This is a genomic window from Streptomyces sp. NPDC008137 (assembly GCF_042957035.1).
In the GTDB taxonomy this organism is placed as follows: Bacteria; Actinomycetota; Actinomycetes; order Streptomycetales; family Streptomycetaceae; genus Streptomyces.
Genome location: NZ_JBIBHN010000011.1, coordinates 160,624 through 184,793, shown reverse-complemented (window position 1 = coordinate 184,793; position 24,170 = coordinate 160,624). Strand labels below are relative to the sequence as shown.

Below are 24,170 nucleotides of genomic sequence, written 5' to 3'. Positions count from 1 at the left end.
GCCAGGAGATGGGGCACACGTCCACGCCGAGAGCTACGGTTTGCGCGCCACCGCCCCGTACCCCGGAATCACCCCGTCGTCCTGCCCCGGCACGGGCTCGCCCAGCTCGGGGTGCCAGTGGTGCGGCACCTCGACACCGGGTTCGACGAGGTCGAGGCCGTCGAAGAAGCGGGTGAACTCTTCGCGGGAGCGCAGGGCCAGGGTGACACCGGCGGCGCGGAGCTTCTCGGTCGCCGCCCTGGACTCCTCCGGTGTGAAGTCGGCCGTGGCGTGGGTGATCACCAGGTAGCTTCCGGAGGGCAGTTCGGCGAGCAGTCGGCGGACCAGCTCGTGCCCGCCGTCCTCGTCCGAGACGAAGTGCAGCAGCGCGATGAGCGACAGCGCGACGGGCCGGCTGAAGTCCAGGACCCTCCGCGCGCCCTCCAGGATGGCGTCCGGGTCGCGGACGTCAGCCTGGAGGTACTCGGTGGCGCCCTCGTCCGTGCCGCGCAGCAGGGCCGCCGCGTGGGCCAGGACGATGGGGTCGTTGTCGCAGTAGACGACCCGGGCGTCCGGGGCGATCTCCTGGGCGACCTGGTGGAGGTTGGGTTCGGTCGGTATGCCGGTGCCGATGTCCAGGAACTGCCGTACGCCGTTCCGGGCCAGCCAGCGGGTGGCCCGGTGCATGAAGGCTCGGTTGACGCGCGCCATCACCGGCACCCTCGGGTCGAGGGCCAGCATCTGACGGCCCATCTCCTCGTCGACCGGGTAGTTGTCCTTGCCGCCGAGGTACCAGTCGTACATCCGCGCGGGGTGGGGTCTGGTCGTGTCCATCTGGACGGACGTCGTGAGGTCCTGCCCGGTCATGAGGCACTCCGTAAGGCGCGAAGGGTGTTCAATTCAACATCAGCGTCAATAAGTGCAGCATCAGGAAGTGGAGCGGCGGAGATTCGAGCGGCAGAGAGCCGAGCAGCGGCAAAGGGCGATCACGTCAGGACAGCAGGAAGTCCGCCTTCCCCGCCTTCGCCCCCTCGATGAAGGCCGTCATCTCGTCGGGGGTGTAGATCAGCGCCGGACCGTCGGGGTCGGTCGACTGGCGGACGGCGATCCGGCCGTCGGCGAGCTTCATCGCCTCCAGGCAGTTTCCGCCGTTCCCGCCGCTCCACGGTTTGTGCCAGCCCTCGCTGCCCAAGTCACGCGCGGGCATGCCGTTGTAGACCTGTTTGCGCGGCTTGATGCGATCCATTCACAGCTCCTTGCGGAGATCCCGGAGGATCTCCTTCGTGCGATGTGCCGTAGCGGCCTGCGCCGCCATGCGGTCCATGACCTCGAGGTGGGTCGCCACCTCGGCGCGCGCGTCGAGATAGACCGCGCCGGTCAGGTACTCGCTGTAGACCATGTCCGGCAGTTCGGGCATGGCGAATCGGAACAGCACGAACGGCCCGTACGTGCCCGGGTGCGGCCCATTGGCGAACGGGGCGACCTGGAGCGTCACGTTGGGCAGCTTCGTGGCCTCGAGCAGCCTGTCGATCTGGGCACGCATCACCTCCGGGCCGCCGACCGGGCGCCGCAGCGCGGTCTCGTCCATCACGACCCACAGCCGGGGCGCGTCCTCGCGGGTGAGCAGGTCCTGGCGCTGCATGCGCAGGGCGACATGGCGCTCGATGTCGTCAGGCCTGGTCTGGCCGATGGCGCCGGAGCGGAGCACTCCGCGCGCGTAGTCCTCGGTCTGCAACAGGCCGGGGACGAAATGGGGTTCGTAGCTGCGGATGACGCCGGCCGCGCCTTCCAGGCTCACGTACATCGAGAACCAGCCGGGCAGGATGTCGTGGAAACGCTGCCACCAGCCGGGTCTGTTCGCGTCCTCGGCCAGCTGGACGAAGGCGTCGGCCTCCTCGTCGGAGATTGCGTAGGCCTTCAGGAGCAGTTGAAGGTACGGGATCTTGAGCGCGACCTCGGCCATCTCCATACGACGGACCGTGGCGGGGGCGACGCGGAGGATGCGGGCGGCCTCCTCGCGCTTCATCCCGGCGCGTTCCCGCAGGTCCAACAGGCGTCGGCCGAGGACGACCTGACCGACCGTCGGCGCGGACCGCGGTTCGCTCACGCTCCACCTCCATGAAGAGTTCTGACGAGCCGGCCATGAAAAGAACGCTGACAGCCCGGCGGCGCCATGCGAAGACCCTTTCGAAGAGCTGATCCGAACCGACGTTTCGAACGAATCTTCGACGATCTCAACTGGCGCCGCGCGGGGTGCTGTTGCGATGCAGTGTGCCACGGCCTTTCAGACCGTCACAGCGCACTCTGCAATTTTCAGAGTGACACTTGCCAAGTGTTCACGGCGGGGCGATAGTGGCAAGCGTGATTCCGTCCGCGCCCTTAGGAACAGACACCGCCGCAGGCCCTCTCGGCCTCGGTACCGCCGGAGTCGGCCCCGACGGGGCCGCTGCCGAGCGCCGGTTCCGTTTCGAGCTGGCCGCACATCCGGGTTCCCCCGCACAGGCCAGACGCCTGACGCGGGCCCGGCTGACCGGCTGGTCGGTGTGCGAGGACACGTGCGACAGCGCGGCCCTGGTGGTTTCCGAACTGGTCACCAACGCCATCGTGCACACGGCGAGCACGCACATAGTGTGCGAGTTGCACGACGGCGACGGCTTGGTGCGGATAGCGGTGCGTGACGAGGGCTGCGCCCCTGGCCAGCCCCACGCGGCCGGCCGGACGCGGCCCGAGGAGGAGCACGGGCGGGGACTGCTTCTCGTCGAGGCCCTCTGCGAAGCCTGGGGTTCCCATGAGCACGGCCCCGGGCTCCTGGTCTGGGCCGAGCTGCCGCGCACGGCGGACACCCCGCCTGCCCCGTCGGACCCCCGGAACGACCTGGGCTGGGGCGCCCGCCCGAAGCCGGGTCCTTCCGACGACTCGGACGACCGGGACGAAGCGCACCAGGCACGTCACACGAGGAGCGCGCCGGAGGTCCCCGCGCAGCGGCGACGCCGAGAGCAGGGGGCGGCATGACGTCCGCGCGCGGTGGCCGCGTCCTGAACCTGGACACCCTGGCCCGCCTCCGGCGCAGGCTGCGTACACCGCCGGGCCCTGCCCTGCGCCTGCCCGTGCCCGACGGCATGACCGCGCCGCTCGGCTGCGACGCGGTCGCGGTTCCCGTCCGTGTCGGCCGGCTGGTCATGCCCCGGCTGCCCCGCGCGGGCTGCGTCTACGCCGACGGGACGCACTGGTGGTGGCTGGTTCCGGCCGACTCCGACCACGCCCTGGAGTGGCCGACCCCCGCGCGGTACGCGCCGGGCGCGGTCCTCGCGGAGGCTCCGGAGCTCCCCGCACTGATCCACCGCCCGGACGGCAAGCTCCCGTACACCCCGCCGATACCTCTGTACCTGGCCCTGTGCCGTGTGACGGGGACGGCTCCGGCGTGGTCGCGGCCGGTCAGCGCGTAGGACTCGTCGAGCAGGGCCCGGACGGGGCCAAGCGGCACTCAGTCGGAGCGCAGCACTCGTCAGGCACGCCCCGGCCGGCGCGCAGGACCCGCCGAGCACGCCCCGGCCACCGCGCACGCCCAGCCCAGCACCCCCCGGCCGCCGCGCACACCCAGCCCAGCACCCCCCGGCCGCCGCGCACACCCAGCCCAGCACCCCCCGGCCGCCGCGCACACCCGGCCCAGCACGCCCGGCCCAGCACGCCCCGCCACCGCGCACGCCCCGGATGCTGCGCACACCCAGCCCAGCACCCCCCGGCCGCCGCGCACACCCGGCCCAGCACGCCCGGCCCAACACGCCCCGGCCACCGCGCACGCCCCGGATGCTGCGCACGCCCAGCCCTTCATGCCCCCTCCGGCGCGCAGGCCCCCCGAGCACATCCGAGCCGAGGCACACGCACCACCCCCGGCACCCCGCGCCGCCCCACACCTCCCCCGGTCCGGTCGTGCGCCCGCGCGCATCCGGCGCCCCGGGCTGCGCCCTGCCCGAGTGGGCTCCGCCCCCGAGATAGTGGCCGTTCGTTCACGAGCGGGCCTGAGCGGGGAGGTCGGTCGACGGTGGGGAAGAAGCGGACCGCGCCGGAGGTGTCCGAGTCGGAGCGGCTGCTCTTCGGCGGGCCGCTGCGCTACGACATGGGCTGGAGCCAGCACGCCGACGCGTTCCTGGAACTGAACTTCCGCGCCATGATCACCCGGTTGCCGTCCCTGCTGGCGTCCAGCCTCCGGCTCGCCCGGCAGGCCGACCGGAGCGCCGCGCGGATCGTACTGGCCTCCGAGGCGGGCCGGGGCGTCGCACAGGCGGTGAGTCTGCTCGCGGTCAACAGCGTCCTGGCCCGGCTGATGGGCGGCGGGCCGATCGACGACCGGCTGCGCGGAGCCGTCCCCGCGCTGGTCACGGTGGCCATCGTGATGCTGCTCGCGGCGCTGCTGCGGGCCGCGAGCACCTACGCCACCGGCCGCCTGGAGCCCAAAGTGGAGCGGGTGGCGACCGAGCGGTACCTGGAGCGGGCGGCGAGCGTGGAACTGGCCGCGATCGAGGACCACGCCTTCCACAAGCTGCTGGACACCGCGCAGTACGGCGCCGCCTCCGCCCGCCGGATGATCATGTACGGGACGCGTGTGATCAACGCGATGATCTCCCTGGTCGCGGCGGCCGGCGTGCTGACCGTGCTGCACCCGGCCCTGCTGCCCCTGCTGGTGACGATGACGCTGCCGAGCGCCTGGAGCGCGCTGACCGTGGCCCGGCGGCGCTACGAGTCCTTCCACGCCTGGGTGCAGCACGCCCGCGCGGGAAGGCTGCTGGGCAATCTGCTGATCGAACCCGAGGCGGCCCCGGAGATCCGGGTGCACGGAGTGGGCGCCTTCCTGCTGCGGCACTTCCGCGCGATGTCGGAGACGGCCGAGGCCGAGCAGGCCCGCCTGGCCGGGCTCGCCGCCCGCACCGGCCTGATCGCGGCGGCGTGGACGGGTCTGGCGACGGCGGCGACGTACGCGACGCTCGGCGGACTCCTGCTGGCGGGATCGATGGCGCTGTCGGTGGCGGGTACGGCCGTGATCGCGATCCGGACCGGTTCGCAGAGCCTCGACACCCTCGTGGTGGAGGTCAACGCACTGCACGAGGAGGCCCTCTTCGTCGGCGACCTGCAACGGCTGTACACGGAGGCGGCACAGCGCGCGATCCCTGCCGGCGGGCAGCCACTGCCGGAGGACCCGCGCGAGATCCGCTTCGAGAACATCACGTTCCGCTACCCGGGCGACTCGGCCCGCCCCGCTCTCGACGACGTGACGCTCGCCCTCCCGCTGGGCCGGATCGTGGCACTGGTCGGCGAGAACGGCTCCGGCAAGACGACCCTGGTCAAGCTGCTCGCCGGGCTGTACACCCCGGAGCGGGGGCGGATCCTGTGGGACGGCGTGGACGCGGCGACCGCCGACCGGCACCTGCTGGCCGAGCGGATCGCGATGGTGGCGCAGGACTTCAAGCGATGGCCGTTCACGGCCCGGGTGAACGTCGCCCTGGGGCGCACGTCGGCGCCCGTGTGCGAGGAGCGGCTGGCCGCGTCGATCGCCGAGGCCGGAGCGGAGACGGTGGTCGCGGATCTGCCGCGCGGCCTCGACACGCTGCTCGCCCGCAACTTCAGCGGCGGGCACGAACTGTCCGGCGGCCAGTGGCAGCGGCTCGGCATCGCCCGGGCGGCCTATCGCAAGGGCCGCATCCTGATCGTGGACGAGCCGACGGCGGCCCTGGACGCACGGGCCGAACTGGAGGTGTTCGAACGGATCCGCGCCCTGGCCGACAGCGGCCAGACGGTCGTACTGATCACGCACCGGCTGGCGTCCGTACGCCATGCCGACCTGGTGCACGTCCTGGACCAGGGCCGGCTCGTGGAGTCCGGGACGCCGGAGGAGTTGCTGGCCAACGGGGGGCTCTACGCCGAGCTGTACGCGCTCCAGGCGGAGCAGTTCACCAAGCCGCCCACGACGGTCGCGCCGCCCACGACGGTCGCGCCGTCCGCGACGGCTCCGCAGGTCGAGCCGGTCGCGAAGGTGCCGGCCCCGAAGGCGGGCTGAGCCACGACTTCCTCGGGGCGTCCGTCAGGCCGTGGCGTCGGCGCTGTCGCCGCTGCGCACGATCACCAGGAACATGTCCGTCGCGAGGTCCATGACAACCTCGGCGGGCAGGCCTTCCAGACGCCGCGCCTGCGCGAACTCCTCCGCAGGCCAGGAGCCACGCGGCCCACCGGCGGGAAAGCGCTCGAGCACCGTTCGCCCGTTCACCACCCTGCACCTCCATGTAGCGCTGTACTCGTAGAGTTAAACGCCAACGATGGGGTGAACGGCTCGCGAAGTGACGGTTCTGAGACGTAGTTGACACGCGTTCACCGCCATGTGTGACCAACCTCTCAGCCTCTTGGCGGATGTGCTCACTTTGCGTGTCAATCGTCGTACTCGTCGTGATAGCGGACCCGCTCGCTTCCCGCAGGCGCCCCAAGAGCCGACGAGCGCCCCTTGGGCTCCTCCCACGCCTCCTGCCTGCCCAGCGCTGTGAGGTCCAGCAGGCTGGTGGTCGAGCCGAGGCCGTCGAGGCCGCGCTCGTATGTCGAGTAGGTGTGGAAGACCCGGTCGCGGTCCCGCAGGAAGCAGCTGAGGCCGGGTCGCTCGGAGAGCTCCCCCTCATGCTCGAGCGTGACCTCGAAGTCGCGGTTGAAGTCGCTGCCGTAGGACGAGTACCAAGGCACCGTCCAGCCCATCCGGGCCTTGAAGGGCAGGATCTTCGGGAAAGGCGCCCGGGAGACGGCCGCGAACGACGTGTCACGGGCCTTGAGATGGGCGAGATGCCCTATTTGATCCAGGAATCCCGAGCAGCTTCGGCAGCCGGCGTCCCACTCGGGCGCGAACATGAAGTGGTAGACGACGAGCTGGAGCCGCCCCTCGAACAGGTCGAGCAGGGTGGCCTTGCCGTCCCCGCCCTCGAACACGTACTCCGCGTCGACCGCCACCATGGGCAGTCCGCGCCGCTCGGCGCTCAGCGCGTCCCGCGCGCGGGTGGCGGCCTTCTCCTTGACCAGCAGTTCCGCGCGCGCCGCGCGCCACTGCTCGCGCGAGGCGATCTCCGGTAGCGACATGAACCCCTCCTGTACAACGGTCCAACGGTCCCGTTCGAGTGGTGACCTCAGGGAGGGGCGGAACTCATCGGCGGCTCGCGAAGTTTTCCTGGGACTCAGGTGTCGTACTCCTGGATGCGCCGGCCGTGGCCGCGGTCCACCAGCGCGGGCAGGCGCTCTTCCAATTCCCCCGCCACCGCGGGCACATCGATGGTCAGCAGTTCCCGGTCGCGCATCAGGATCCGTCCGTCGACGATCGTGGTGCGGACATCGGCGGAGCGGGCGCTGTGCACGAGGGTGGCGGCGAGGTCGTGGACGGGCCGGGTGTGCGGGCCGGTGAGATCGACCAGGACGATGTCCGCCCTGCGGCCCGGCGCGATGCTGCCGACGCTGTCCCCCAGCCCCACGGCACGGGCGCTCTGCAGGGTGGCGTGGTGCAGGGCCTGGCGGGAGGTCAGCCGGCGGGGGTCGCCCTCGGCCTGCTTCTGGACGAGTGAGGTGAGGGCCATGGACTCCCACACGTCGAGGGAGTTGTTGGAGGCGGCGCCGTCGGTGGCGAGCCCGACGTCGACGCCGATGTCGCCCAGGGCGCGGACGGGTGTCGTGTCGGGCCAGGCGAACTTGAGGTAGCCGCGGGGCGCGGTGGCGACCGCCGTACGACCGCCCGCCAGCTCCAGGACCGGCAGGTCGCGGTCGGTGATGCCGGTGCCGTGGGCGAGGAGCACGTCCGTGTCGAGGATGCCGGTGCGGGCCAGGACCTCGATCGGGGTGACGCCGTGGCGGGCGAGGCTGGTGTCCGTCTGGCCGCGGTTCTCCGCGGCGTGCAGGTGCACGGGCAGGCCGTGCGCGCGGGCGAGCTCGGCGGTGGCGGCGAGGTCGGCGTCGTCGACGGTGTAGGGGGCGTGGGGCGCGAGAGCGGTGGTGATGCGGCCGTCCGCCGAGCCGCGGTGCCGCAGCGCGAACTCCAGTGACCGTTCCCGGCCCTGGGGGCCCTGCGAGGAGAAGTAGGCCTCGCCGAGCAGCGCCCGCATGCCGCACTCGGCGACCACCGCGGCGACCTCGTCCATGGCGAAGTAGTGGTCGGCGAAGCAGGTGACGCCGGCGCGGATCATCTCTGCGCAGGCGAGTCGCGCGCCCAGCTCGACGTCCTTCGCCGTGAGGTTGGACTCGACGGGCCAGACGACGTCGTTGAACCACTCCTCGGTGGGCAGGTCCTCGGCGAGGCCGCGCAGGGCGACCATCGGCGCGTGCGTGTGACAGTTGATCAGGCCGGGCAGCGCGACCTGGCCGCGGCCGTCGAGCCGCTCGGCGGCGGCCAGGTCCCGGGCCTCGGAGCTGCTCGTGACGGCCTCGACGATCCCGTTCCGTACGACGATCGCGGCGTCCTCCTGGAAGCCGATCCGCTCTTGATCGTCGTGCACGAGGACGGTGCACGCGCTGATGACGAGGTCGGCGGGACGGTCCGCGGCAGAAGGCGTCATCACGCCAACGTACGCCGGGGGCGCTATCCGGCGAGGGGTGTCCGGGGCAGTCGGAGCCCCACCCGTTCCCCGGGTCCGTTGAGTTCGTCGAGGACCGCGGCGAGGCGTTCCGTGTGGCGGGGGCCGATCCGGCCGGTGTCGTCGAGGTGCACGGCGCAGGCGGTCGTGGTGTCGACGAGGCGTTCGAGGAGGTCGGCCACCTCGTCCGCGCCCTCGGTGTGCCGGGCGAGGGCGGGCAGTTCGTGCGCGGAGAGGGAGATGGCCGTGCGGGCCTCGGCGAGGGTGCGGTAGGCCTCGCGGCGCAGGGTCCAGCGGGTGGCGCGGTGGTCGGAGGGGGTGCCGGAGCCGCCGATGCGCGGGGCGTCGGCCTCGTCGAGGACGTGGGTGAGATAGGCGTACGCGGCCCGGCTCGCCGCCGCGAGCCGCGCGCGCACTCCCCCGCCGCGCTGTCCGGGCATCGGCAGATGCCCGACGATCAGCACGATCGCGCAGGCCAGCAGCGTTTCGCCGATCCGGCCCGCGGAGGCCTGGGCCTCGCCGCCGACCATGACCAGGGCGAGGACGAGGACGGTGACGACGGCGGTCTGGGCGGCGAAGTGCCGGGTGGCGACGGGTATCAGCGCCCCGCTGAGGGCGACGAGCGCGATCAGCCCTTCCGGCCGGGGCAGGACGATGGCGAACCCGGCGAAGAGGAGAGCGCCGAGGACGGTCCCGGCGGCCCGGTTCAGCACCCGTGAGGCCAGCGGCCCGAGGTCGGGCTTGACGAGGAAGACAGCGGTGGCGGGCAGCCAGTACCAGTGCTCGTGCTCCCCGTACCACTGGCTCTGGTGCAGGGCCTGGGCGACCGCGGAACTGGCCCCGAAGCAGAGGGCGACGCGCAGTCCGTACTCGCGTCCGGCGGTACCGAAGGCGGCCCGCAGCCGGTCCCTGGCGGTACGGGGCCGGGTGTGCAGATCGCCGCCCCCGCCCTGGTCGAACACCTCGGCGGCCTGCAGCAGGGCGTCGTCGAGGGCGCGCAGGGCGGGCACCGAGCGGGAGGGTGCGGGCAGCGGCCCGGTGTGGGTGTTGTCGCGTACGGCGGCGGCGAGCCGCCGGGGGCCTTCGGAGGCCCGTTCGGAAACGGCCTCTTCGGCCCAGGCCAGCGCGGTGGCGGCCTCGGCGAGGGGCAGCGCGGCGGCGTACTGCGCGTGCAGCCGCCGCTCCGTGGAGGAGGAGGCGTACCGCCGCAGCCGGGGCCCGGCGAGGGCGTCCTGGGCGTGGTCGAGGGCGGCTGTGAGCGCGGCGCGGCGCCGGATGGCGTCCGGCCCGCCGACGGCGTCGAGCAACTCGGCGACCGCGTCGTACACACCGGCCACGGCCGCCCGCTCCCCGTCGAAGCGGAAGTCACCGGCCAGGGAGCCGGGCGTGGGCAGCACGAGCCGGAGCACGAGCAGCCAGCCGGCCCCGGCGAGGAAGGCGAGCGCGCGCTGCCACCCCGATTCGGGCAGGGGCATGCCCGCGCCGATCGCCGCGCCGACGAGCAACTGCGTACCGACGGCGGACGCCACGGGACCGATGGCACTGATGCCGCCCGCGACGAGCCCGACGAGCGTGAGGATCACGGTCAGCACGACCGCGCCGGTCTCGTCCCCGGCATACGTCCCGATCACCAGCCCGAGGGCACCGCCCAGCGCGGGCACCCCGAGCCGCTTGACCGAGACCCGCCTGCTCCCGGGCCGGTCGTTGATCCCGGCGAGCATGGCGGCGATGGCGGCGACGACACCGAGCGACGTGTGCCCCGTCTGCACGGCCACCAGCAGCAGCGGCCCGGCGGACAGGGCACCCCGGGTCACCGCGCTCCAGGGCACCGGTCCCCGCTGAGCGCGCAGGGCGTGCGCGAGCCAGGGCGGCAGCGCAAGGGACAAACGGTGGGACCGGGACACGGGGCTCCTGTCGTCTCATCGAGGGCAGGGGTGGGCCTTCGGGCGACGGTGGCCGGGGCGGGGTGTGGGTGTCCACGGTAAGCGGGGTTCCTGGAGGAAAGGTTTCCGGAACGTGACGGAGTGCGGGAGAGCCGGGTTCTTTATGAACGCAATCGTCAGGAGCGGGCCTCCTCCACGGCCTGTGCGAAGAGTGCCTCCGCGTCGCCGACCACGCGGGCCAGTGGGTCAGGTCCGGCGGTCATGCGCGTGACCAGTGCATCCGCTTCGCCCAGCCCGGCCCGTGCGACGAGCCCTTTCTCGTTGGTGACCCACTCCCCGCGCGCCGCCAGCACCGCGTGCGCCGTCTGCGTCGCGGCGAGGGCGATCGCGCCCGCGGTCTGGGTGACCGCGCCCTTCGGGGCGTGTCCCGCCTTGGCGTAGGCGAGGGTGGCGGCGGCCATGCCGTGCCAGTGCCCGGGGGCACGCTCGCGCAGGGCCCGCGGGTAGGAGGCGGGACGCGGCAGCTCGCCCCGCAGCACCTTGTTGATCGCCAGTTCGGCGACGAGCAGATACGTCGGGATGCCCGCCAGATGGAACATCAGCGGCTCGACGCGGAAGCGGCCCGCCTCGGCCTCCGCCCGCTCGTGTTCGACGACGTCCAGATCGCGGTAGTGGACGTCCACCCGCCTGCCCTCGATCGTCAGCCAGGCACCTCCGTTGAAAACACCGCCGCCCCACGCGCCGATCGCGGACACCTCGCCCTCCCAGCCGACCGCGCGGAGATCGGCCGGGTCGAAGGCGCCGCGGTAGTAGACGGCCAGGTCCCAGTCGCTGTCGGGCCGTTCGGTGCCCTGGGCCCGGGAGCCGCCGAGGGTGACGGCCTCGACGGCGGGGAGGGCGGCGAGGCGGTCGGCGGTGTGGTCGAGGAAGGCGGGCACGAGACGGCTCCTGGGCAGGCGGACGGCGCGGGGCTGGGGCAGCGTAGGGGAACCGTTCGGCCGTCGTGAAACGAAATACGGATGGTCGTGCAAGGAAATACGGGTGCGCTCGCCCGCCGGGGCCTCGCATGATCGGTGGGTTGTCCTGCCGCCGCCCGTAGATCGGAAGAATCCGTGATCCAGCGCGTCACCGTCCCGAGCCTGTTCCCGCCGCCCACCTACTCCCACGCGTCCGTCGTGGAAGCCGGCACCAAGCTGGCCTTTCTGGCGGGTGCCGTACCGCTGGATGCCAGGGGGGAGGTCGTCGGACCCGGGAATCCCGTGCGGCAGGCCGAGCAGGTGATCGCCAACCTGCGGGAGCAGCTGCGCGCCGTCGGCAGCGATCTGCCGCACGTCGTGGCGACCGACGTGTACGTCGTGAGCGGTGAGCCGGCCGTGCTGTCCACCGTCTGGGAGGTCGTCGAGGCGTCCGGGCTCAGTGCCGGTCCGCACTCGTCGACGCTGATCGGCGTGGCGTGCCTCGGGTACACGGGGCAGCTGGTGGAGATTACGGCGACAGCCGTCGTGCCCGACGGGGCGCCGACCTGAGGAGAACTCCATGCTGATCGAGCACCGCGGCCGGCGCCCCGTCGTCCCGCAGTCCGCGTACGTCGCTCCCACGGCCGTCCTGTGCGGGGCCGTCGTCCTCGGGGAGCGCAGCCGGGTGCTGCACGGGGCCGTGCTCACCGCCGAGGACGGGGAGGTGCGGGTGGGCTCGGACGTCGTGGTGATGGAGAACGCGCTGGTCCGGGGACGTGCCCGGCACCCCGCGGCGATCGGTGACGCCGTGCTCGTCGGCCCGCACGCCCATGTCAACGGGGCGACCCTGGAGGACGAGGTCTTCGTGGCCACCGGCGCCTGCGTCTTCCCCGGGGCCGTCGCGAGCACCGGCTCCGAGCTGCGGATCCACAGTGTGCTGCACGTCAATTCCGTACTGCCGCCCGGCACGGTCCTGCCCATCGGCTGGATCGCGGCGGGAGCACCCCGGGCCCGGCTCTTCGCCCCCGGCGAGCACGACGAACTGTGGCAGATCCAGGAGGCGCTGGACTTCCCCGGCACGGTGTACGGCATCCCGCGCGGCACGTCGATGCGGGAGGTCATGGCCCGCCAGACGGCGTTCTACGGGGCTCACAGCGACGACGCCACCCTCGACGGCCCGTCATGAGCTACCGCCGTTCGGTCCTCCCCCACACCCTCCGTTTCGGCAGCGCCTGCGCGTAGCTCCCCACCCGGCTCGTCGTCAGTCCCAGCGCCACCAGCGACTCCGCCAGTTTGACCGCCGCGGCGACCCCGTCCACGACCGGCAGGCCCAGCTTCTCCCCGACCGCCCGCTGCAAGCCGGTCATCCCGGCGCAGCCCAGCACCAGCACCTCCGCCCCGGCCGAGCGGGCCCGCTCGGCGGCGGCGAGGAACGCCGTCTCCGTGCGCTCCTCGTCGCCGAGGTCGAGCACGTTCAGGCCCGTGCCGACGACCGCGGCACAGTTCCGCGCCACACCCGCCGTCTCCAGGCTGTCCTCGATCTGGCCGCACGACCGCTCCAGTGTGGTGACGACGCCGTAGCGGCGGCCCAGCAGGCAGGCGAGATGCGCGGCGGCCTCGGTGATGTCGACGACGGGTACGTCCACCAGCTCCCGCACGCCCTCCCGCCCGTGCTCCCCGAATCCGGCCATGACCACGGCGTCGTACGGCGGTCCGTCGTACGTCCGCAGCGTGTCCAGGACGGCCGCGGCGGACAGGTAGCTGTCGAGCCAGCCCTCCGCGGACTCGGGCCCCCACGCGGGGGTCAGTCCGGTCACGGTGGTGCCCGGGCCTGCGGCGGCCCGGGCACCTCGTACGATCTCCTCGGTCATCTCCTGCGTGGTGTTGCAGTTGGTGACGACGATCCGCACGTCTCTCAGACCTCCGCGGTCGCACGCTCGGGGCGGCACAGGACCACGTAGAGTCCGGCCGCGAGTGCCGTGCCGATGAACCAGGAGTACGGCGCCACATCGCTGAAGGTCTTCACCAGCGCGAGGACGGCGGCGACACCGGCCGCGGGCAGGAACGCCCACAGCGCCCTGGGGTTGACGCCCTTGCGGTAGTAGAAGCGGGAGCCGGGCGTCGCGTCGAACAGTTCCGCCACGTTCACACGGCCGCGTTTGACCCAGTAGTAGTCGACCATGATCACGCCGAACAGCGGGCCGAGGAAGGCGCCGAGGCCCCCGAGGAAGTAGTTCACGACGGTCGGGTTGGAGAAGAGGTTCCAGGGGGTGACGAGCAGCGCCGCGACCGTGCTGATCATGCCGCCGACCTTGAAGGTGATCTTCTGCGGCCAGACGTTGGCGAGGTCGTACGCCGGTGAGACGAAGTTGGCGACGATGTTGACGCCCATGGTGGCGATGGCGAAGGTCAGCGCGCCCACCACGAGCACCCAGGTGTTGCCGATCTCGGCGACCAGGTAGGCCGGGTCGGTGATCTCCTTGCCGAAGACCTCGAAGGCGCCCGCGGTGACGATGACCGACACGATGACGAAGGCCGTGGAGTTGATGGGCAGGCCCCAGAAGTTGCCGCGCTTGACCGTCCTGTAGTCGGGCGAGAAGCGGGAGAAGTCGCAGAAGTTGAGCATCAGGGTGCCGTAGGTGGCGAGGACCAGGCCGATCGCGCCGAACCACTGCCGCCACTGCTCGCCGACGGAGACCGGGTGCGGGGTCGAGGTGAGCGAGATCGTCCAGCCGGCCTTGGCCAGGATCCACACGGCCAGCGCGATCATCACGAGCCAGATCGCCGGGCCGCAGAAGTCCTGGAACTTCCGGACCGATTCCATACCCCGGCTGATGATCGCCGCCTGCACCAGCCACAAGGCGATGAAGGAGACCCAGCCGAGCGCGTCGAGGCCCAGGAAGGAGCTGTGCGTCCACGACTCCAGGCCCGGCCAGGCCGCGAGCAGCATCACGTTGACGGCGACGGAGGCCAGGTAGGTCTGGATGCCGTACCACATGATGGCGATCACGGCCCTGATCAGCGCGGGGATGTTGGCGCCCCAGACGCCGAAGGCGATCCGGCTGACCACCGGGAAGGGAACGCCGTGGCGCTGCCCGATCTTTCCCATCCAGTTCATGCCGATGTAGATGATCACGAAGCCGACGAGCAGCGACGTGAAGATCTGCCAGACGTTCATGCCGAGGAAGAGCAGTCCGGCGGCGAAGGTGTAGTTGCCGAGGTTGTGGACGTCGGACATCCACATGGCGAAGAGGTCGAAGACCTTCCAGTTGCGCTTCTTCGCGGGCGCGAGGTCTTCGTTGGTGAGCCGGGGGTCGGGGACGAACGCTGGGGTGCCGGTGGTAGCGGCACGGTCGGCGAGGGACACGGGGGCCTCCATGAGCAAGGGGACGACGGAGGACTGCTCGATGGCAACGGTTCGGTGGGACTACTCAGCGCACGTTTGGTATACCAAACCGGGGTCATGGTCTCCCCGTCAACCGTTCCGACCGATGTCGCTGTTGTTAACGCTCCGTAAAAGACACCTCGCCTCGGCGAAGATGGGCTGCATGACGAAGATCGAACCCCTGGGCGCAGTGCGCGAACGCGTCACCTCCGAGCTGCGGCAGGAGATCATCGCGGGCAGTCTCCGCCCCGGCGACCGCCTGGTGGAACGCGAGCTGGCGGACCGTTTCGGCGTCTCGCGCGTGCCGGTCCGGGAGGCGATCCGGGCACTGGTCGCCGAGGGCTTCGTCCACTTCGAGACCCCGCGCCGTACGGTCGTACGCCGCCTCACCCCGACCGACGTCAAGGAACTGTTCGAACTGCGCGAGGCACTGGAGGTCTACGCCGCAGGACTCGCCGCGTCCCGCGCGACACCGGAAGACCTGGCCGCGGTCCAGGAGCTCCTCGACCGCGCCGCCGCCGCGACCGAGGCCGAGGACGCCGAGACGATCACGGACGTCAACAGCCGTCTGCACGACCGCATCGTGGCGATGGCGGGCAACAGCCTGCTGACCGAGGCCCTGGAACCGGTCGCCGGCCGGCTGCGCTGGATGACCCGGCGCAACGAGGAGTGGCCCCAGCTCCTCGTCGAGCACCGCGAGTTGTACGACGCGATCGCCTCGGGCGACCCGGACCGGGCCCGCGCGCACGCGCTCACGCACGTACGGACCAACTACCGCTCCACGGTGCGGCACCTCTTCGGGGACGAAGAACTCCCGTAGGGACTCACTCCGGCCGGGGCAGCCCCGCCGCCCCCGCGGCCGTCCGCAGTACGTCGCGCAGCATCGCGGGGGTGAGCCGGCCGGTGAAGGTGTTGCGCTGACTGACGTGGAAGCAGCCGAAGAGCTCCAGACCGTCGAGGTCGTAACGGGCCCCGTGGCCGAAGGCGGGGCGTGGCCGGGGCACGGACCAGCCCGCTTCGGCGAACGCCGGCAGCGCGGCCTGCCAGCCGAAGGCGCCGAGCACGACGACGGCCCGCAGGGTGGGACGCAGCAGTCCCAGTTCCCGCACGAGCCAGGGACGGCACGTGTCCCGCTCCTCGGGGGTCGGCTTGTTCGCGGGCGGGGCGCAGTGCACGGGCGAGGTGACTCGTACGCCGTACAGCTCCAGGCCGTCGTGGGTGTGCTCGGCGGCGGGCTGGGAGGCGAGGCCCACGTCGTACATCGCCTCGTACAGGACGTCCCCGGAGCGGTCACCGGTGAACATCCGGCCGGTGCGGTTGCCGCCGTGGGCTGCGGGGGCGAGCCCCACGATCAGCAGCCGGGCGTCCTCCGGCCCGAACCCCGGCACCGGCCGGCCCCAGTACGTCCAGTCCGCGTAGGCGGCCCGCTTGACCCGGGCCACCTCCTCGCGCCAGGAGACCAGCCGCGGACAGGCCCGGCAGTCCGCGATGCGCCGGTCGAGGAGGGGAAGGCCGCTGGCGTCCATCACTCCACGGTAGGGGCGGGGCGGGTGGTCGTGGCCTGCTCGGCCCGTTCCTCTCCGGGGCGGACCCACAGCAGCGCCCCGGCGAGCAGCACCGCACTCGTCAGGAGCCACGGCAGCGGGCCCGGCCGCATCACCCCGACGATCAGGCCGGTGAGCGCGCCGGCCAGCTGCAGGGCGAGGGACTGGACGGACAGGGCGGTGGCCCGCCCCGCGCTGGAGACGCGGCGGTGCAGCAGGGCGTTCTGGTTCGGGGTCACAGCGCCGATGCCGACGTAGAAGCCGCAGAAACCGGTGACCGCGACGGTGGCGGCGAGCAGATGGGTGGAGGAGGCGGTGACCGCGAGCAGCAGCAGGCCGGTCACCCCTGACCCGAGACAGATCAGCACGGCCCGCTCCCCGCCGCCCGCGACCCGGGCGGCGAACGGGGCGAGTTGGCTGCCGACACCGCAGCAGACGAAGCCCACGCAGGCGAGGGCGGCGTAGGCCAGTGCCCCGGAACCGCTCGCCCCGGTCAGCTCGACGGTACGGCCGGGTATGAGCAACTCGACGACGCCCAGGGCGCCTCCGGCGGCGGCCGCGCTGAGCATGAGCCGGCGGACCAGCGCGTCCCGTCCGCCCAGTCGCAGCCCGTCCAGGACGGTGACGGGGACGCCGCGCAGCACGGAACGCAGGGTGGCCCGGGGGCGCGGCGGCTCCCGCAGGACGGCCAGCACGTAGGCGACGAGCGCGACCCTGAGGGCGGCTCCCAGCAGCAAGGGCACGGACAGCGGCAGCACCACCCCGGACGTCGCCTCGCTCAGCCCGGCACCGAGGCCGCTGCCCGTGCCCGTGCCGAGCAGCCAGGGCAGGGCCCCGCCGAGCAGGAGGCCGGCCGCGAGGGCGGCGGAGGTCGCGGTGCCGCCCCGGGCCAGTCCCGTCCGCAGTTCGGCGTCGGGTCCCGCACTCGTCTGGACGGTGTCGACGTACCAGGCCTCGGCGCTGCCGCTGGCCAGCGCGCGGGACATCCCCATGAGGACCATGCCGGCGGCGAGCACCCAGACGGTGGTGCCGAGGCCGACCAGACAGCAGGCGACCATGTTGAGCGCACCGGCCGTGGCCAGGACCGGCCGCCGTCCGAGGACGTCGGACAGACCGCCCGTGGGGAGCTCCAGCGCGGCCACGGTCAGGGAGTGGGCGGCGAAGAGTCCCGCGATCGCGGCCAGGGACATGCCGCGCTCGCCGAGCAGCAGGACCATCGAGGCGAGGCCGAGGCCGGGCGGCAGCCATGAAAGGACGCAGATGACGACATAACGGCGGCGGACGGTCCGCATACCGGGCACCTCGTCCGCGTGGCACCGCATGTCCGTGCGGTTCTTCATGAGATGCCATCGCGGTCGGCGCCGTCACGGTCGCCGTCCTCGCGGTCGGCACCGTCGCGGCCGGCGCCCTCGCGATCACCGTCTTCGCGGTCGCGCGGCGCGAGCGGCAGGCCGGCGGTGAGCAGCACGACGTGCTCGGCACGCGGGTCACCGGCGTCCCGGGCGGTCAGCTCCTCCAGCTTCCCGGCGATCGTCTCCCAGAGTTCGTTGAGCGACCCGGGCGTCAGCCGGGGCATGAGATCGCTGATCCCGGACGCCTCCACCCACTCCTGACCGAGCCGCCCGCCGGCCATGTCCGCCTCGTGCCGGGCGAGGGACGACTCCAGGTGCTCCAGCTGCCGCCGCCGCGCCAGGCTGACGAAGGCCCGGCCCGCCGCGGAGGACTCCATCGCCTCGTTGCTCCAGGACGTCACGGTGTGCAGCGCCCGCCAGCGCCGCTCCCGCCCGTCACGATGCTCGGCCTCGGCGATGAAGGCGTACTTCGCCAGCACCCTCAGGTGGTAACTGGCCGACGCCGACGACTCCCCCGTCCGCACGGCGAGCTCGCTGGCCGTGGCGGGCCCGTCCTGCCGCAGCAGCCCGAGCAGCCGAATACGGAGCGGGTGGGTGAGGGCCTTCAGGGCGGCGGTGTCGTGCTCGGGGTCGAGTACGCGATTGTGCTCGTCGCTGTCCATGCCGGGAGGGTAGGCCGCCACGACCATTAAGCAAAAGACATTTTGCAAAACTTGTTTTGTAGATGCGGTCGGAGGGCGATTCCCCGCTCGATCGGACCACCCGGAGGACTAAGGTCGGGGACATGGCTTCACAAGGCACGGCAACCAACTCCGGCGACGGAGAGGCGAAGGCCCCCGACCCGGAGGCCCTCGACCCCAAGGTCGCCGAGGCGATCGCCGCCGCCGACGCGGCGGGGCCGCAGAGCGGCGAAACCGTCCGCGTCGACAGCTGGATCTGGTCCGTACGTCTCGTCAAGACCCGTTCCATGGGAGCCACCGCCTGCCGCGGCGGGCACGTCCGCGTCAACGGCGACCGCGTGAAACCCGCCCACGCCGTACGCGTCGGTGACGAGGTACGCCTGCGGCACGACGGCCGGGAACGAGTCGTCGTCGTCACGCGACTGATCCGCAAGCGGGTCGGCGCCCCCGTCGCCGCCCAGTGCTACATCGACAACTCCCCGCCGCCCCCGCCCCGCGAGGCCGTCGCCCCGGCCGGCATCCGCGACCGCGGCGCGGGCCGCCCGACCAAGCGGGACCGCCGCGAGATGGAACGCCTGCGCGGACTGCCGACCCCTGGCGCCGGCGACGGTCTCGGCAGCGACATCGCCAAGGACGTCGGCAGACCCACGCAGTGAGCAGACCGTAGCGACGGACAGGGACCTGAAGGACACGGACCCTGCCCCGGCAGACCAACTCCCCTGTGGCAAGCCCCGATGGGCGGCATGCTCCCGAGGGACAGCGCGAGCAGCGCCCGGGGGCGAGCCCCTCGGCCCGCCCGGACGCCGCCGGCATCGCACGCGACACGGTGTCACCCGGTCACGCCCGGCGCCGCAGCAGCCGCATCAGATCCGCGTTGTGCCCCCGCCGCGCCCAGGCTATGAGGGCGAGCGGCACGATCAGGATGAGCGGAGTCGCCGCGTACTGCCCGTCGAACACGGCTATCTGCACGACGAACGCACCCACCATCAACGCGCTCAGTGCCATCGCGGCCACCGACTGGAGCACCGGGATCAACAGGGCTACCGCTCCGGCCAGTTCGAGCACCCCGATGATGTACATCCCCGCGCTGCCCCAGCCGAGCTTCTCGAAGGACTCGGCGGCGGACGGGTGCGCGATCAGCTTGGGCAGGGCGCTCGGGATCGCGTAGAAGAGGGCGAGCAGCACCTGCAGACCGCGCAGGGCGATCCGGGCGCGCCGCCCGCGAGCGGTCGCCGACTCGGCGACGACGACGCCGGCAGGAGCGGAGGCGGCGGGGACGGGAGCGGTGGTCTCGGACATGAAGGTCTCCTGTGGGAAGCGGTCCGTGGTGGTGTCGAAGAGGTAGACCGGCGCCCGCCCTCGAACTCATCGCCGTCCAGCCGAATTTCCGTCCCTCCAGCTCGTCTTCCCCTGGCGGCCCGCTCCGCCTCGCCGTCACGGGCAGAGCCGCCGGAGCCTCTCCCCCGGGTACGGCGTCGTCCTGCTCACCCCCTGGAGTCGGCGGTAGAAGTCCGTCATCACGGCCGCGACCGGGGCGTTGCGGCTGAGTATCTCCGCCGCCCCCGGTGGCGCACCGGTGGGCTGTCGCCCTTCGGCCCATGCCTGTATCAGTCGCCCACGTTCCTCCCAGTCGCCCGGGTAGAGGGCGGTGATCAGCCAGTTCACGAGCCAACTGGCCGTGTAGCAACGGTCGTAGGCGCGGTGCCGGTAAAAGAAGTCGGCCCCGGCGCGCGAGAGGTCGAAGCGGGTGGACAGGGCAAGGCCGTAGTCGGCGAAGTACAGCCGCCGGCCGTCGGTCAGGATGTTCTCGAAGTGGGCGTCGAAGTGGAGCAGCCCGCGACTGCTCATGAAGGACGTGCCGGCCCGCAGCTCCCTCTCCACCAGGGAACACGCCCGGTCGAGCGCCTCGCCACCGGCTCGCACCTGCGCCGTCAGCCATGCGTGGAGCGTCTGTGGGACGTACTCCAGGAAGAGTGCGACACTCGCCGAGGACTGCCCCAGGGCCTCGACACGCCGCCGTACCTCCGCACTCCCTCCCCAATAGTCCACGACCTTGTCGACATCGGCGAGTTCCTCGGGCAGCCCGGGCTCCTCGTCCGGCAGGACGCGCCAGTGGTACATCAGGGGAAAGCCCTGGAACTGCCCGGAGAGCACCCAGTTCGTGGTCATGGTCTGGGCCGCGACCTCACGCCACGCCCCGAACCCGGGCCCGCCGACTCCGTACTGGCAGACCATCGGCAGCCCGAACAGGTTGGCCGTGGAGCGGATGTGTTCCGGGCGCCGCTCCAGGTCCGTCAGGGGCACCCGCTTCACGAAGACCGGCCTCCCGGACACGTCCAGCCGGGCCGACTTTCCCCCGATGCCGGTGCCCAGCGGCGTGGCCGTGTCGACCAGTCGGCGCAGTTCGGCGTCCCCGCACAGTGCGAGGGACGTCGAGACCGTGTCGTAGCCAGCCAGACGCCCGGCCGTCTCCGCCCCGTTCGCCGTCTCCCGCACCCCGGCGCCTAGGATGCCCGCACCGCCCTCACCCATGTCCCATCGTCCGTCAGACACCGGTCCACCTTCAGCCCCGCCTCCTCCAGCGCATCCTCGAACTGTTCCTCGGTCAGCGGTCGTGCCCGGAACGTCTGTGTCCAGACCGCGTCAGGGAACTCGTACTCCGCGCGCACCGAGTTGACCCCGTCGCCGACCGGCTCCGCCGACACGATCCGCACGGTGAAGCCGCTGGGGTCCACACGCTCGCGCGGCAGGTTGGTGTGGTAGTCCGCACCCTCCCGCTGGATCAGCACGCTGCCATCCTGCGCGACATGGCGTACGCAGGTGCGCAGCAGGCCCCGCCGCACCTCCACGTCCCCCGCGTGCACGAGGAACGACGCGAGCAGCACCACGTCGAAGGTCTCGCCCAGGTCCAGATCCTCGATGGGGCCGCATATCGTCCGCGCCCCGCGCACGCGCTCCAGCATCTCGGCGGACTCGTCCACCGCCGTGACCGTGAAACCGCGCTCCAGCAGGGCATGGGTCATGCGACCGACCCCACTGCCCAGCTCCAGAACGCGCGCGCCCTTGGGCACCGCCGCGGCGATGATGTCCGGCTCGTCCCCGACGGGCAGTCGCGAGTAGAGCTCCACCGCGCAGCCGTCCGGGGTGATGGCCCCGGGTCCCGTCCCCTCGTACCCCTCACGCATTTTGATCTCCATGCCGGTCCAACGGACCACGCCCGCACGCCAGTTCCTCTCCCGGCCCGCCTTCACCCGACCGAGTGAACCGTCGTTCCGCGCGGGGCCCGGCTTCGGCGCGTGCCGGTTCCGGCGCCCCTGGTGGTCCGCATCCGCGGCGGGGAGTACGTTGCAAGCAGGGAGTGGAGATCGCGATGCGTACAGGCAGTGAACCGACGACCGCGCGCAGTGCCCTGCGGGCGCGCTTCTGGCTGAGTGTGTGGGGGCTGGTCTGGGCGCTCTTCGGGACGGTCGCGTTCACGCTCGCCGGGCGGCCCGGCTGGGCCATCGGCTGCGGTGTACTGCTGCTGGTCGTCACGATCGACCTGGCCGTCGTCCTCAGGCACATCCGCCAGGGCCCGCACTGGCAGCCGGGTCCCGACATCCCGCCCTACCGGCCACCCGAGGACCACCCCTGAGGCAGCCGAGGCGCGCGGGGACTGCCGCTCACGAGTCGAAGCGCGCGGCCTTCTGGAACTGCGGGTTCGGGTCCAGCGCTGCCGCCAGACGGAAATGGCGTTTCGCCTGTTCAGGGCGGTTCTGCCGCTCATAGGTGCGGGCGAGCGCGAAGTGCGCGAACGCGTTGTCCGGCTCACGCTCCAGGACGATCGAGAACTCGAGCTCGGCCGGCCGCAGCTGCGCCGCCGCGAAGAAGGCACGCGCGCGCAGCAGTCGCGCGGCGGTGTTCTCCGGGTGCGCGGCGATGACTCCGTCGAGCAGCTTCACCGCGCCCCGCGGATCCCGCGCGGCGAGCAGTTGCTCGGCGGCGCGGAAGTCGATGACGTGCGTCTCCGGGGTACGTCCGGTGGAACCGCTGGTCTCGGGCACGGCAGAGTCCTTCCCTCACTGGAAGAGTTCAACGCCCCCTCGGGGTGCCGCTATTCCTGAGTGGCGGGCCGGTCCTGAGGGCCCGGCCGGGACGCGTGGGACCTGCGCGTCAGCTCGGCCCACACGTCCTTCACGCGGCGCCGCAGTTCCTCCAGCGGAACGTCGTTGTCGACGACGATGTCCGCGATCTTCCTGCGCTGCTCGCGCGTCGCCTGTGCGGCCATCCGCGCGTGTGCGTCCGCCTCGGTCATGCCGCGCAGCCGTACGAGCCGGTCGAGTTGGGTCTCGGGGGCCGCGTCGACGACGATGACGAGGTCGTACAGCGGGGCGAGGCCGTTCTCCGTGAGGAGCGGGACGTCGTGGACGACGACCGCGTCCTCGGCGGCGGCCTCCTCCAGCTCGCGGGAGCGGGCGCCCACCAGCGGGTGCACGATCGAGTTGAGGGTGGCGAGTTTCGCCGCGTCGGCGAAGACGATGGAGCCGAGCTTGGGTCGGTCGAGGCCGCCGTCGGGGGCGAGCACCTGCTCGCCGAAGGCCTCCACGACCGCGGCGAGACCCGGGGTCCCCGGTGCGACGACCTCCCGCGCGATGCGGTCCGCGTCGATCAGCACGGCCCCGCACTCGACGAGCAGCCGTGACACCTCACTCTTGCCGGCACCGATGCCGCCGGTCAGGCCCACCTTCAGCATGCCCCGCAGCCTAGACGGTCCGCTCGGGCCGTACGGACGGTGCGGGACGGTGGGGGCTTGTCGCGCGGTTCCCCGCGTCCCTTTCGGGGCGCACTCGCCCTGGTCAGTTGTCGCCTTCTCGTTCCGCCAGGAACTTTTCGAACTCCTTGCCGATCTCGTCGGCCGACGGGATGTCCACCGGCTCGGCGAGCATGTTGCCGCGGGTCTCGGCGCCCGCGACGGCGTCGTACTGGTGCTCAAGGCCCTCGATGAGCGCCGTGAGGTCGTCGTCGCCCTCGCGGATCTGCCGGTCGATCTCCGTCTGGGTGCGGTGGGCGTCGGTGCGCAGGGCGTGAGCGATACCGGGCAGCACCAGCCCGGTCGCCGCCGTGATGGCCTCCAGGACCGTCAGGGCCGCGTCCGGATACGGGGAGCGGGCGATGTAGTGCGGGACATGGGCGGCGACACCGAGGATGTCGTGCCCGGCCTGGAGCAGCCGGTACTCGATGAGGGACTCGGCACTGCCGGGCACCTGCGCCTCCTCGAACGGGCTGCGATGGCCCGGGACCAGGTCGGTGCGGTTGCCGTGCGGGGTGAGGCCGACGGGTCGGGTGTGCGGGACGCCCATGGGGATGCCGTGGAAGTTCACGGACAGGCGGACGCCGAGCCTCTCCACGATCTGCTTCACCGCCGCGGCGAAGCGCTCCCACTCCACATCCGGCTCGGGGCCGGACAGCAGCAGGAAGGGCGCTCCGGTGGCGTCCTGCACGAGCCGCACCTCGATGGCGGGGTCCTCGTAGTCGCTCCAGCGGTCACGCTTGAAGGTCAGCAGCGGGCGGCGGGCCCGGTAGTCCACGAGCCGGTCGTGGTCGAAGCGGGCCACGACCTGGTGGGGCAGCGAGTCGAGCACCCGCTCGACGATCTGGTCGCCCGCCTCCCCCGCGTCGATGTATCCGTCGAAGTGGTAGAGCATGACAAGACCGGCCGACTCCTGGGCGAGCGCCATGTCGACGACAGCCAGCCCCTTCGGCTCCCATGCGTACAAACCCTGCGGATCAAGCACAGTGACCGCTCCTCCTCGTGTTCATACGCCAC

General features: G+C 72.0%; 27 protein-coding genes. 8 read left to right on the top strand and 19 right to left on the bottom strand.

The window, feature by feature from the left end; genetic code table 11:
• Positions 1-33: 33 nt before the first annotated feature.
• From ACFZBT_RS20290 to ACFZBT_RS20280, 3 genes are all read right to left on the bottom strand, one after another.
• The gene (locus tag ACFZBT_RS20290) at positions 34-846 is read right to left on the bottom strand and encodes an SAM-dependent methyltransferase (protein WP_391105272.1); all 813 of its coding nucleotides are present in this window, start codon (positions 844-846) and stop codon (positions 34-36) included.
• 124 nt (positions 847-970) lie between these two features.
• Positions 971-1,225, bottom strand: coding sequence for a DUF397 domain-containing protein (locus ACFZBT_RS20285; RefSeq protein WP_391105270.1), 255 nt, complete (start codon positions 1,223-1,225; stop codon positions 971-973).
• Positions 1,226-2,086 carry a Scr1 family TA system antitoxin-like transcriptional regulator gene (locus ACFZBT_RS20280; RefSeq protein WP_391105268.1) on the bottom strand — a complete coding sequence of 287 codons (861 nt, stop codon included), beginning with the start codon at positions 2,084-2,086 and terminating at the stop codon, positions 1,226-1,228. It abuts the gene before it with no gap.
• Positions 2,087-2,331: 245 nt separating this feature from the next.
• Here ACFZBT_RS20280 and ACFZBT_RS20275 point away from each other — a divergent pair, with 245 nt between their 5' ends.
• The 3 genes from ACFZBT_RS20275 to ACFZBT_RS20265 all read left to right on the top strand — a co-directional run bounded on the left by ACFZBT_RS20275 (position 2,332) and on the right by ACFZBT_RS20265 (position 6,031).
• Complete coding sequence (locus tag ACFZBT_RS20275) at positions 2,332-2,991, top strand: ATP-binding protein (protein WP_391105266.1); 660 nt, start codon at positions 2,332-2,334, stop codon at positions 2,989-2,991.
• Positions 2,988-3,425 (top strand): hypothetical protein, encoded by a 438-nt coding sequence (locus ACFZBT_RS20270; protein WP_391105264.1) that lies wholly within the window; start codon positions 2,988-2,990, stop codon positions 3,423-3,425. Before ACFZBT_RS20275 ends, ACFZBT_RS20270 begins: the two co-directional genes overlap by 4 nt.
• A gap of 596 nt (positions 3,426-4,021) precedes the next feature.
• Entirely contained in the window at positions 4,022-6,031 is a 2,010-nt protein-coding gene (locus ACFZBT_RS20265; RefSeq protein ID WP_391105262.1) for an ATP-binding cassette domain-containing protein, read from the top strand.
• A 24-nt stretch (positions 6,032-6,055) separates the two neighbouring features.
• Here ACFZBT_RS20265 and ACFZBT_RS20260 read toward each other — a convergent pair whose 3' ends face one another.
• The 5 genes from ACFZBT_RS20260 to ACFZBT_RS20240 form a co-directional block, all read right to left on the bottom strand.
• Complete coding sequence (locus tag ACFZBT_RS20260) at positions 6,056-6,238, bottom strand: hypothetical protein (protein ID WP_189728827.1); 183 nt, start codon at positions 6,236-6,238, stop codon at positions 6,056-6,058.
• 158 nt (positions 6,239-6,396) lie between these two features.
• A complete protein-coding gene (locus tag ACFZBT_RS20255; RefSeq protein ID WP_391105259.1) occupies positions 6,397-7,086 on the bottom strand; it encodes a DUF899 family protein in 690 nt (229 codons plus the stop codon).
• 95 nt (positions 7,087-7,181) lie between these two features.
• Entirely contained in the window at positions 7,182-8,546 is a 1,365-nt protein-coding gene (locus ACFZBT_RS20250) for an amidohydrolase family protein (protein ID WP_391105257.1), read from the bottom strand.
• 23 nt (positions 8,547-8,569) lie between these two features.
• Entirely contained in the window at positions 8,570-10,468 is a 1,899-nt protein-coding gene (locus ACFZBT_RS20245; protein WP_391105255.1) for an FUSC family protein, read from the bottom strand.
• A gap of 155 nt (positions 10,469-10,623) precedes the next feature.
• Entirely contained in the window at positions 10,624-11,403 is a 780-nt protein-coding gene (locus ACFZBT_RS20240; RefSeq protein ID WP_391105331.1) for a nucleotidyltransferase domain-containing protein, read from the bottom strand.
• A 156-nt stretch (positions 11,404-11,559) separates the two neighbouring features.
• Between ACFZBT_RS20240 and ACFZBT_RS20235 the strand changes: the two genes are divergently transcribed.
• Positions 11,560-11,973, top strand: coding sequence for a Rid family hydrolase (locus ACFZBT_RS20235; RefSeq protein ID WP_391105253.1), 414 nt, complete (start codon positions 11,560-11,562; stop codon positions 11,971-11,973).
• Positions 11,974-11,983: 10 nt separating this feature from the next.
• Positions 11,984-12,589 carry a gamma carbonic anhydrase family protein gene (locus ACFZBT_RS20230; protein ID WP_391105251.1) on the top strand — a complete coding sequence of 202 codons (606 nt, stop codon included), beginning with the start codon at positions 11,984-11,986 and terminating at the stop codon, positions 12,587-12,589.
• 1 nt (position 12,590) lies between these two features.
• On the opposite strand, the gene ACFZBT_RS20225 is transcribed toward ACFZBT_RS20230, so the two are convergent.
• Together ACFZBT_RS20225 and ACFZBT_RS20220 are read right to left on the bottom strand one after the other, a co-directional pair.
• Positions 12,591-13,313, bottom strand: coding sequence for an aspartate/glutamate racemase family protein (locus ACFZBT_RS20225; RefSeq protein ID WP_391105249.1), 723 nt, complete (start codon positions 13,311-13,313; stop codon positions 12,591-12,593).
• Positions 13,314-13,318: 5 nt separating this feature from the next.
• Positions 13,319-14,770 carry a cytosine permease gene (locus ACFZBT_RS20220; RefSeq protein ID WP_391105247.1) on the bottom strand — a complete coding sequence of 484 codons (1,452 nt, stop codon included), beginning with the start codon at positions 14,768-14,770 and terminating at the stop codon, positions 13,319-13,321.
• A 181-nt stretch (positions 14,771-14,951) separates the two neighbouring features.
• Between ACFZBT_RS20220 and ACFZBT_RS20215 the strand changes: the two genes are divergently transcribed.
• Complete coding sequence (locus ACFZBT_RS20215; protein ID WP_391105245.1) at positions 14,952-15,608, top strand: FCD domain-containing protein; 657 nt, start codon at positions 14,952-14,954, stop codon at positions 15,606-15,608.
• A gap of 4 nt (positions 15,609-15,612) precedes the next feature.
• Here ACFZBT_RS20215 and ACFZBT_RS20210 read toward each other — a convergent pair whose 3' ends face one another.
• The 3 genes from ACFZBT_RS20210 to ACFZBT_RS20200 are packed head-to-tail and all read right to left on the bottom strand — an operon-like array spanning position 15,613 to position 18,346.
• Positions 15,613-16,314, bottom strand: a complete 702-nt coding sequence (locus tag ACFZBT_RS20210; protein WP_391105243.1) for a uracil-DNA glycosylase family protein — start codon at positions 16,312-16,314, stop codon at positions 15,613-15,615.
• Positions 16,314-17,672 (bottom strand): MFS transporter, encoded by a 1,359-nt coding sequence (locus tag ACFZBT_RS20205; RefSeq protein ID WP_391105241.1) that lies wholly within the window; start codon positions 17,670-17,672, stop codon positions 16,314-16,316. The genes ACFZBT_RS20210 and ACFZBT_RS20205 overlap by 1 nt, the downstream gene beginning before the upstream one ends.
• Positions 17,669-18,346, bottom strand: coding sequence for a helix-turn-helix domain-containing protein (locus ACFZBT_RS20200; RefSeq protein ID WP_391105239.1), 678 nt, complete (start codon positions 18,344-18,346; stop codon positions 17,669-17,671). Before ACFZBT_RS20200 ends, ACFZBT_RS20205 begins: the two co-directional genes overlap by 4 nt.
• Positions 18,347-18,468: 122 nt before the next feature.
• Here ACFZBT_RS20200 and ACFZBT_RS20195 point away from each other — a divergent pair, with 122 nt between their 5' ends.
• The gene (locus tag ACFZBT_RS20195; protein WP_391105237.1) at positions 18,469-19,020 is read left to right on the top strand and encodes a S4 domain-containing protein; all 552 of its coding nucleotides are present in this window, start codon (positions 18,469-18,471) and stop codon (positions 19,018-19,020) included.
• 181 nt (positions 19,021-19,201) lie between these two features.
• Here ACFZBT_RS20195 and ACFZBT_RS20190 read toward each other — a convergent pair whose 3' ends face one another.
• The 3 genes from ACFZBT_RS20190 to ACFZBT_RS20180 form a co-directional block, all read right to left on the bottom strand.
• Positions 19,202-19,663, bottom strand: a complete 462-nt coding sequence (locus ACFZBT_RS20190; RefSeq protein ID WP_391105235.1) for a DoxX family protein — start codon at positions 19,661-19,663, stop codon at positions 19,202-19,204.
• A 135-nt stretch (positions 19,664-19,798) separates the two neighbouring features.
• Positions 19,799-20,917 carry a protein kinase family protein gene (locus ACFZBT_RS20185; RefSeq protein WP_391105233.1) on the bottom strand — a complete coding sequence of 373 codons (1,119 nt, stop codon included), beginning with the start codon at positions 20,915-20,917 and terminating at the stop codon, positions 19,799-19,801.
• Entirely contained in the window at positions 20,869-21,549 is a 681-nt protein-coding gene (locus ACFZBT_RS20180; RefSeq protein WP_391105231.1) for a methyltransferase domain-containing protein, read from the bottom strand. The genes ACFZBT_RS20185 and ACFZBT_RS20180 overlap by 49 nt, the downstream gene beginning before the upstream one ends.
• A 185-nt stretch (positions 21,550-21,734) precedes the next feature.
• Between ACFZBT_RS20180 and ACFZBT_RS20175 the strand changes: the two genes are divergently transcribed.
• Positions 21,735-21,998 (top strand): DUF6343 family protein, encoded by a 264-nt coding sequence (locus tag ACFZBT_RS20175; protein ID WP_391105229.1) that lies wholly within the window; start codon positions 21,735-21,737, stop codon positions 21,996-21,998.
• 28 nt (positions 21,999-22,026) lie between these two features.
• Here ACFZBT_RS20175 and ACFZBT_RS20170 read toward each other — a convergent pair whose 3' ends face one another.
• The 3 genes from ACFZBT_RS20170 to ACFZBT_RS20160 all read right to left on the bottom strand — a co-directional run bounded on the left by ACFZBT_RS20170 (position 22,027) and on the right by ACFZBT_RS20160 (position 24,138).
• Complete coding sequence (locus tag ACFZBT_RS20170) at positions 22,027-22,407, bottom strand: tetratricopeptide repeat protein (protein WP_391105227.1); 381 nt, start codon at positions 22,405-22,407, stop codon at positions 22,027-22,029.
• A gap of 50 nt (positions 22,408-22,457) precedes the next feature.
• Positions 22,458-23,096 (bottom strand): dephospho-CoA kinase, encoded by a 639-nt coding sequence (gene coaE / locus ACFZBT_RS20165; RefSeq protein ID WP_391105225.1) that lies wholly within the window; start codon positions 23,094-23,096, stop codon positions 22,458-22,460.
• 103 nt (positions 23,097-23,199) lie between these two features.
• On the bottom strand, positions 23,200-24,138 hold the full coding sequence (locus ACFZBT_RS20160) for a PAC2 family protein (protein ID WP_391105223.1): 939 nt from the start codon (positions 24,136-24,138) through the stop codon (positions 23,200-23,202).
• Positions 24,139-24,170: the final 32 nt, after the last annotated feature.

Excerpts from the sequence above, each read along its gene's own strand:
- ACFZBT_RS20290 (WP_391105272.1), bottom strand. The coding sequence starts at position 846 with ATGACCGGGCAGGACCTCACGACGTCCGTCCAGATGGACACGACCAGA.
- ACFZBT_RS20285 (WP_391105270.1), bottom strand. The coding sequence starts at position 1,225 with ATGGATCGCATCAAGCCGCGCAAACAGGTCTACAACGGCATGCCCGCG.
- ACFZBT_RS20270 (WP_391105264.1), top strand. The coding sequence starts at position 2,988 with ATGACGTCCGCGCGCGGTGGCCGCGTCCTGAACCTGGACACCCTGGCC.
- ACFZBT_RS20255 (WP_391105259.1), bottom strand. The coding sequence starts at position 7,086 with ATGTCGCTACCGGAGATCGCCTCGCGCGAGCAGTGGCGCGCGGCGCGC.
- ACFZBT_RS20250 (WP_391105257.1), bottom strand. The coding sequence starts at position 8,546 with ATGACGCCTTCTGCCGCGGACCGTCCCGCCGACCTCGTCATCAGCGCG.
- ACFZBT_RS20230 (WP_391105251.1), top strand. The coding sequence starts at position 11,984 with ATGCTGATCGAGCACCGCGGCCGGCGCCCCGTCGTCCCGCAGTCCGCG.
- ACFZBT_RS20215 (WP_391105245.1), top strand. The coding sequence starts at position 14,952 with ATGACGAAGATCGAACCCCTGGGCGCAGTGCGCGAACGCGTCACCTCC.
- ACFZBT_RS20210 (WP_391105243.1), bottom strand. The coding sequence starts at position 16,314 with ATGGACGCCAGCGGCCTTCCCCTCCTCGACCGGCGCATCGCGGACTGC.
- ACFZBT_RS20205 (WP_391105241.1), bottom strand. The coding sequence starts at position 17,672 with ATGAAGAACCGCACGGACATGCGGTGCCACGCGGACGAGGTGCCCGGT.
- ACFZBT_RS20200 (WP_391105239.1), bottom strand. The coding sequence starts at position 18,346 with ATGGACAGCGACGAGCACAATCGCGTACTCGACCCCGAGCACGACACC.
- ACFZBT_RS20195 (WP_391105237.1), top strand. The coding sequence starts at position 18,469 with ATGGCTTCACAAGGCACGGCAACCAACTCCGGCGACGGAGAGGCGAAG.
- ACFZBT_RS20190 (WP_391105235.1), bottom strand. The coding sequence starts at position 19,663 with ATGTCCGAGACCACCGCTCCCGTCCCCGCCGCCTCCGCTCCTGCCGGC.
- ACFZBT_RS20180 (WP_391105231.1), bottom strand. The coding sequence starts at position 21,549 with ATGCGTGAGGGGTACGAGGGGACGGGACCCGGGGCCATCACCCCGGAC.
- ACFZBT_RS20175 (WP_391105229.1), top strand. The coding sequence starts at position 21,735 with ATGCGTACAGGCAGTGAACCGACGACCGCGCGCAGTGCCCTGCGGGCG.
- coaE (WP_391105225.1), bottom strand. The coding sequence starts at position 23,096 with ATGCTGAAGGTGGGCCTGACCGGCGGCATCGGTGCCGGCAAGAGTGAG.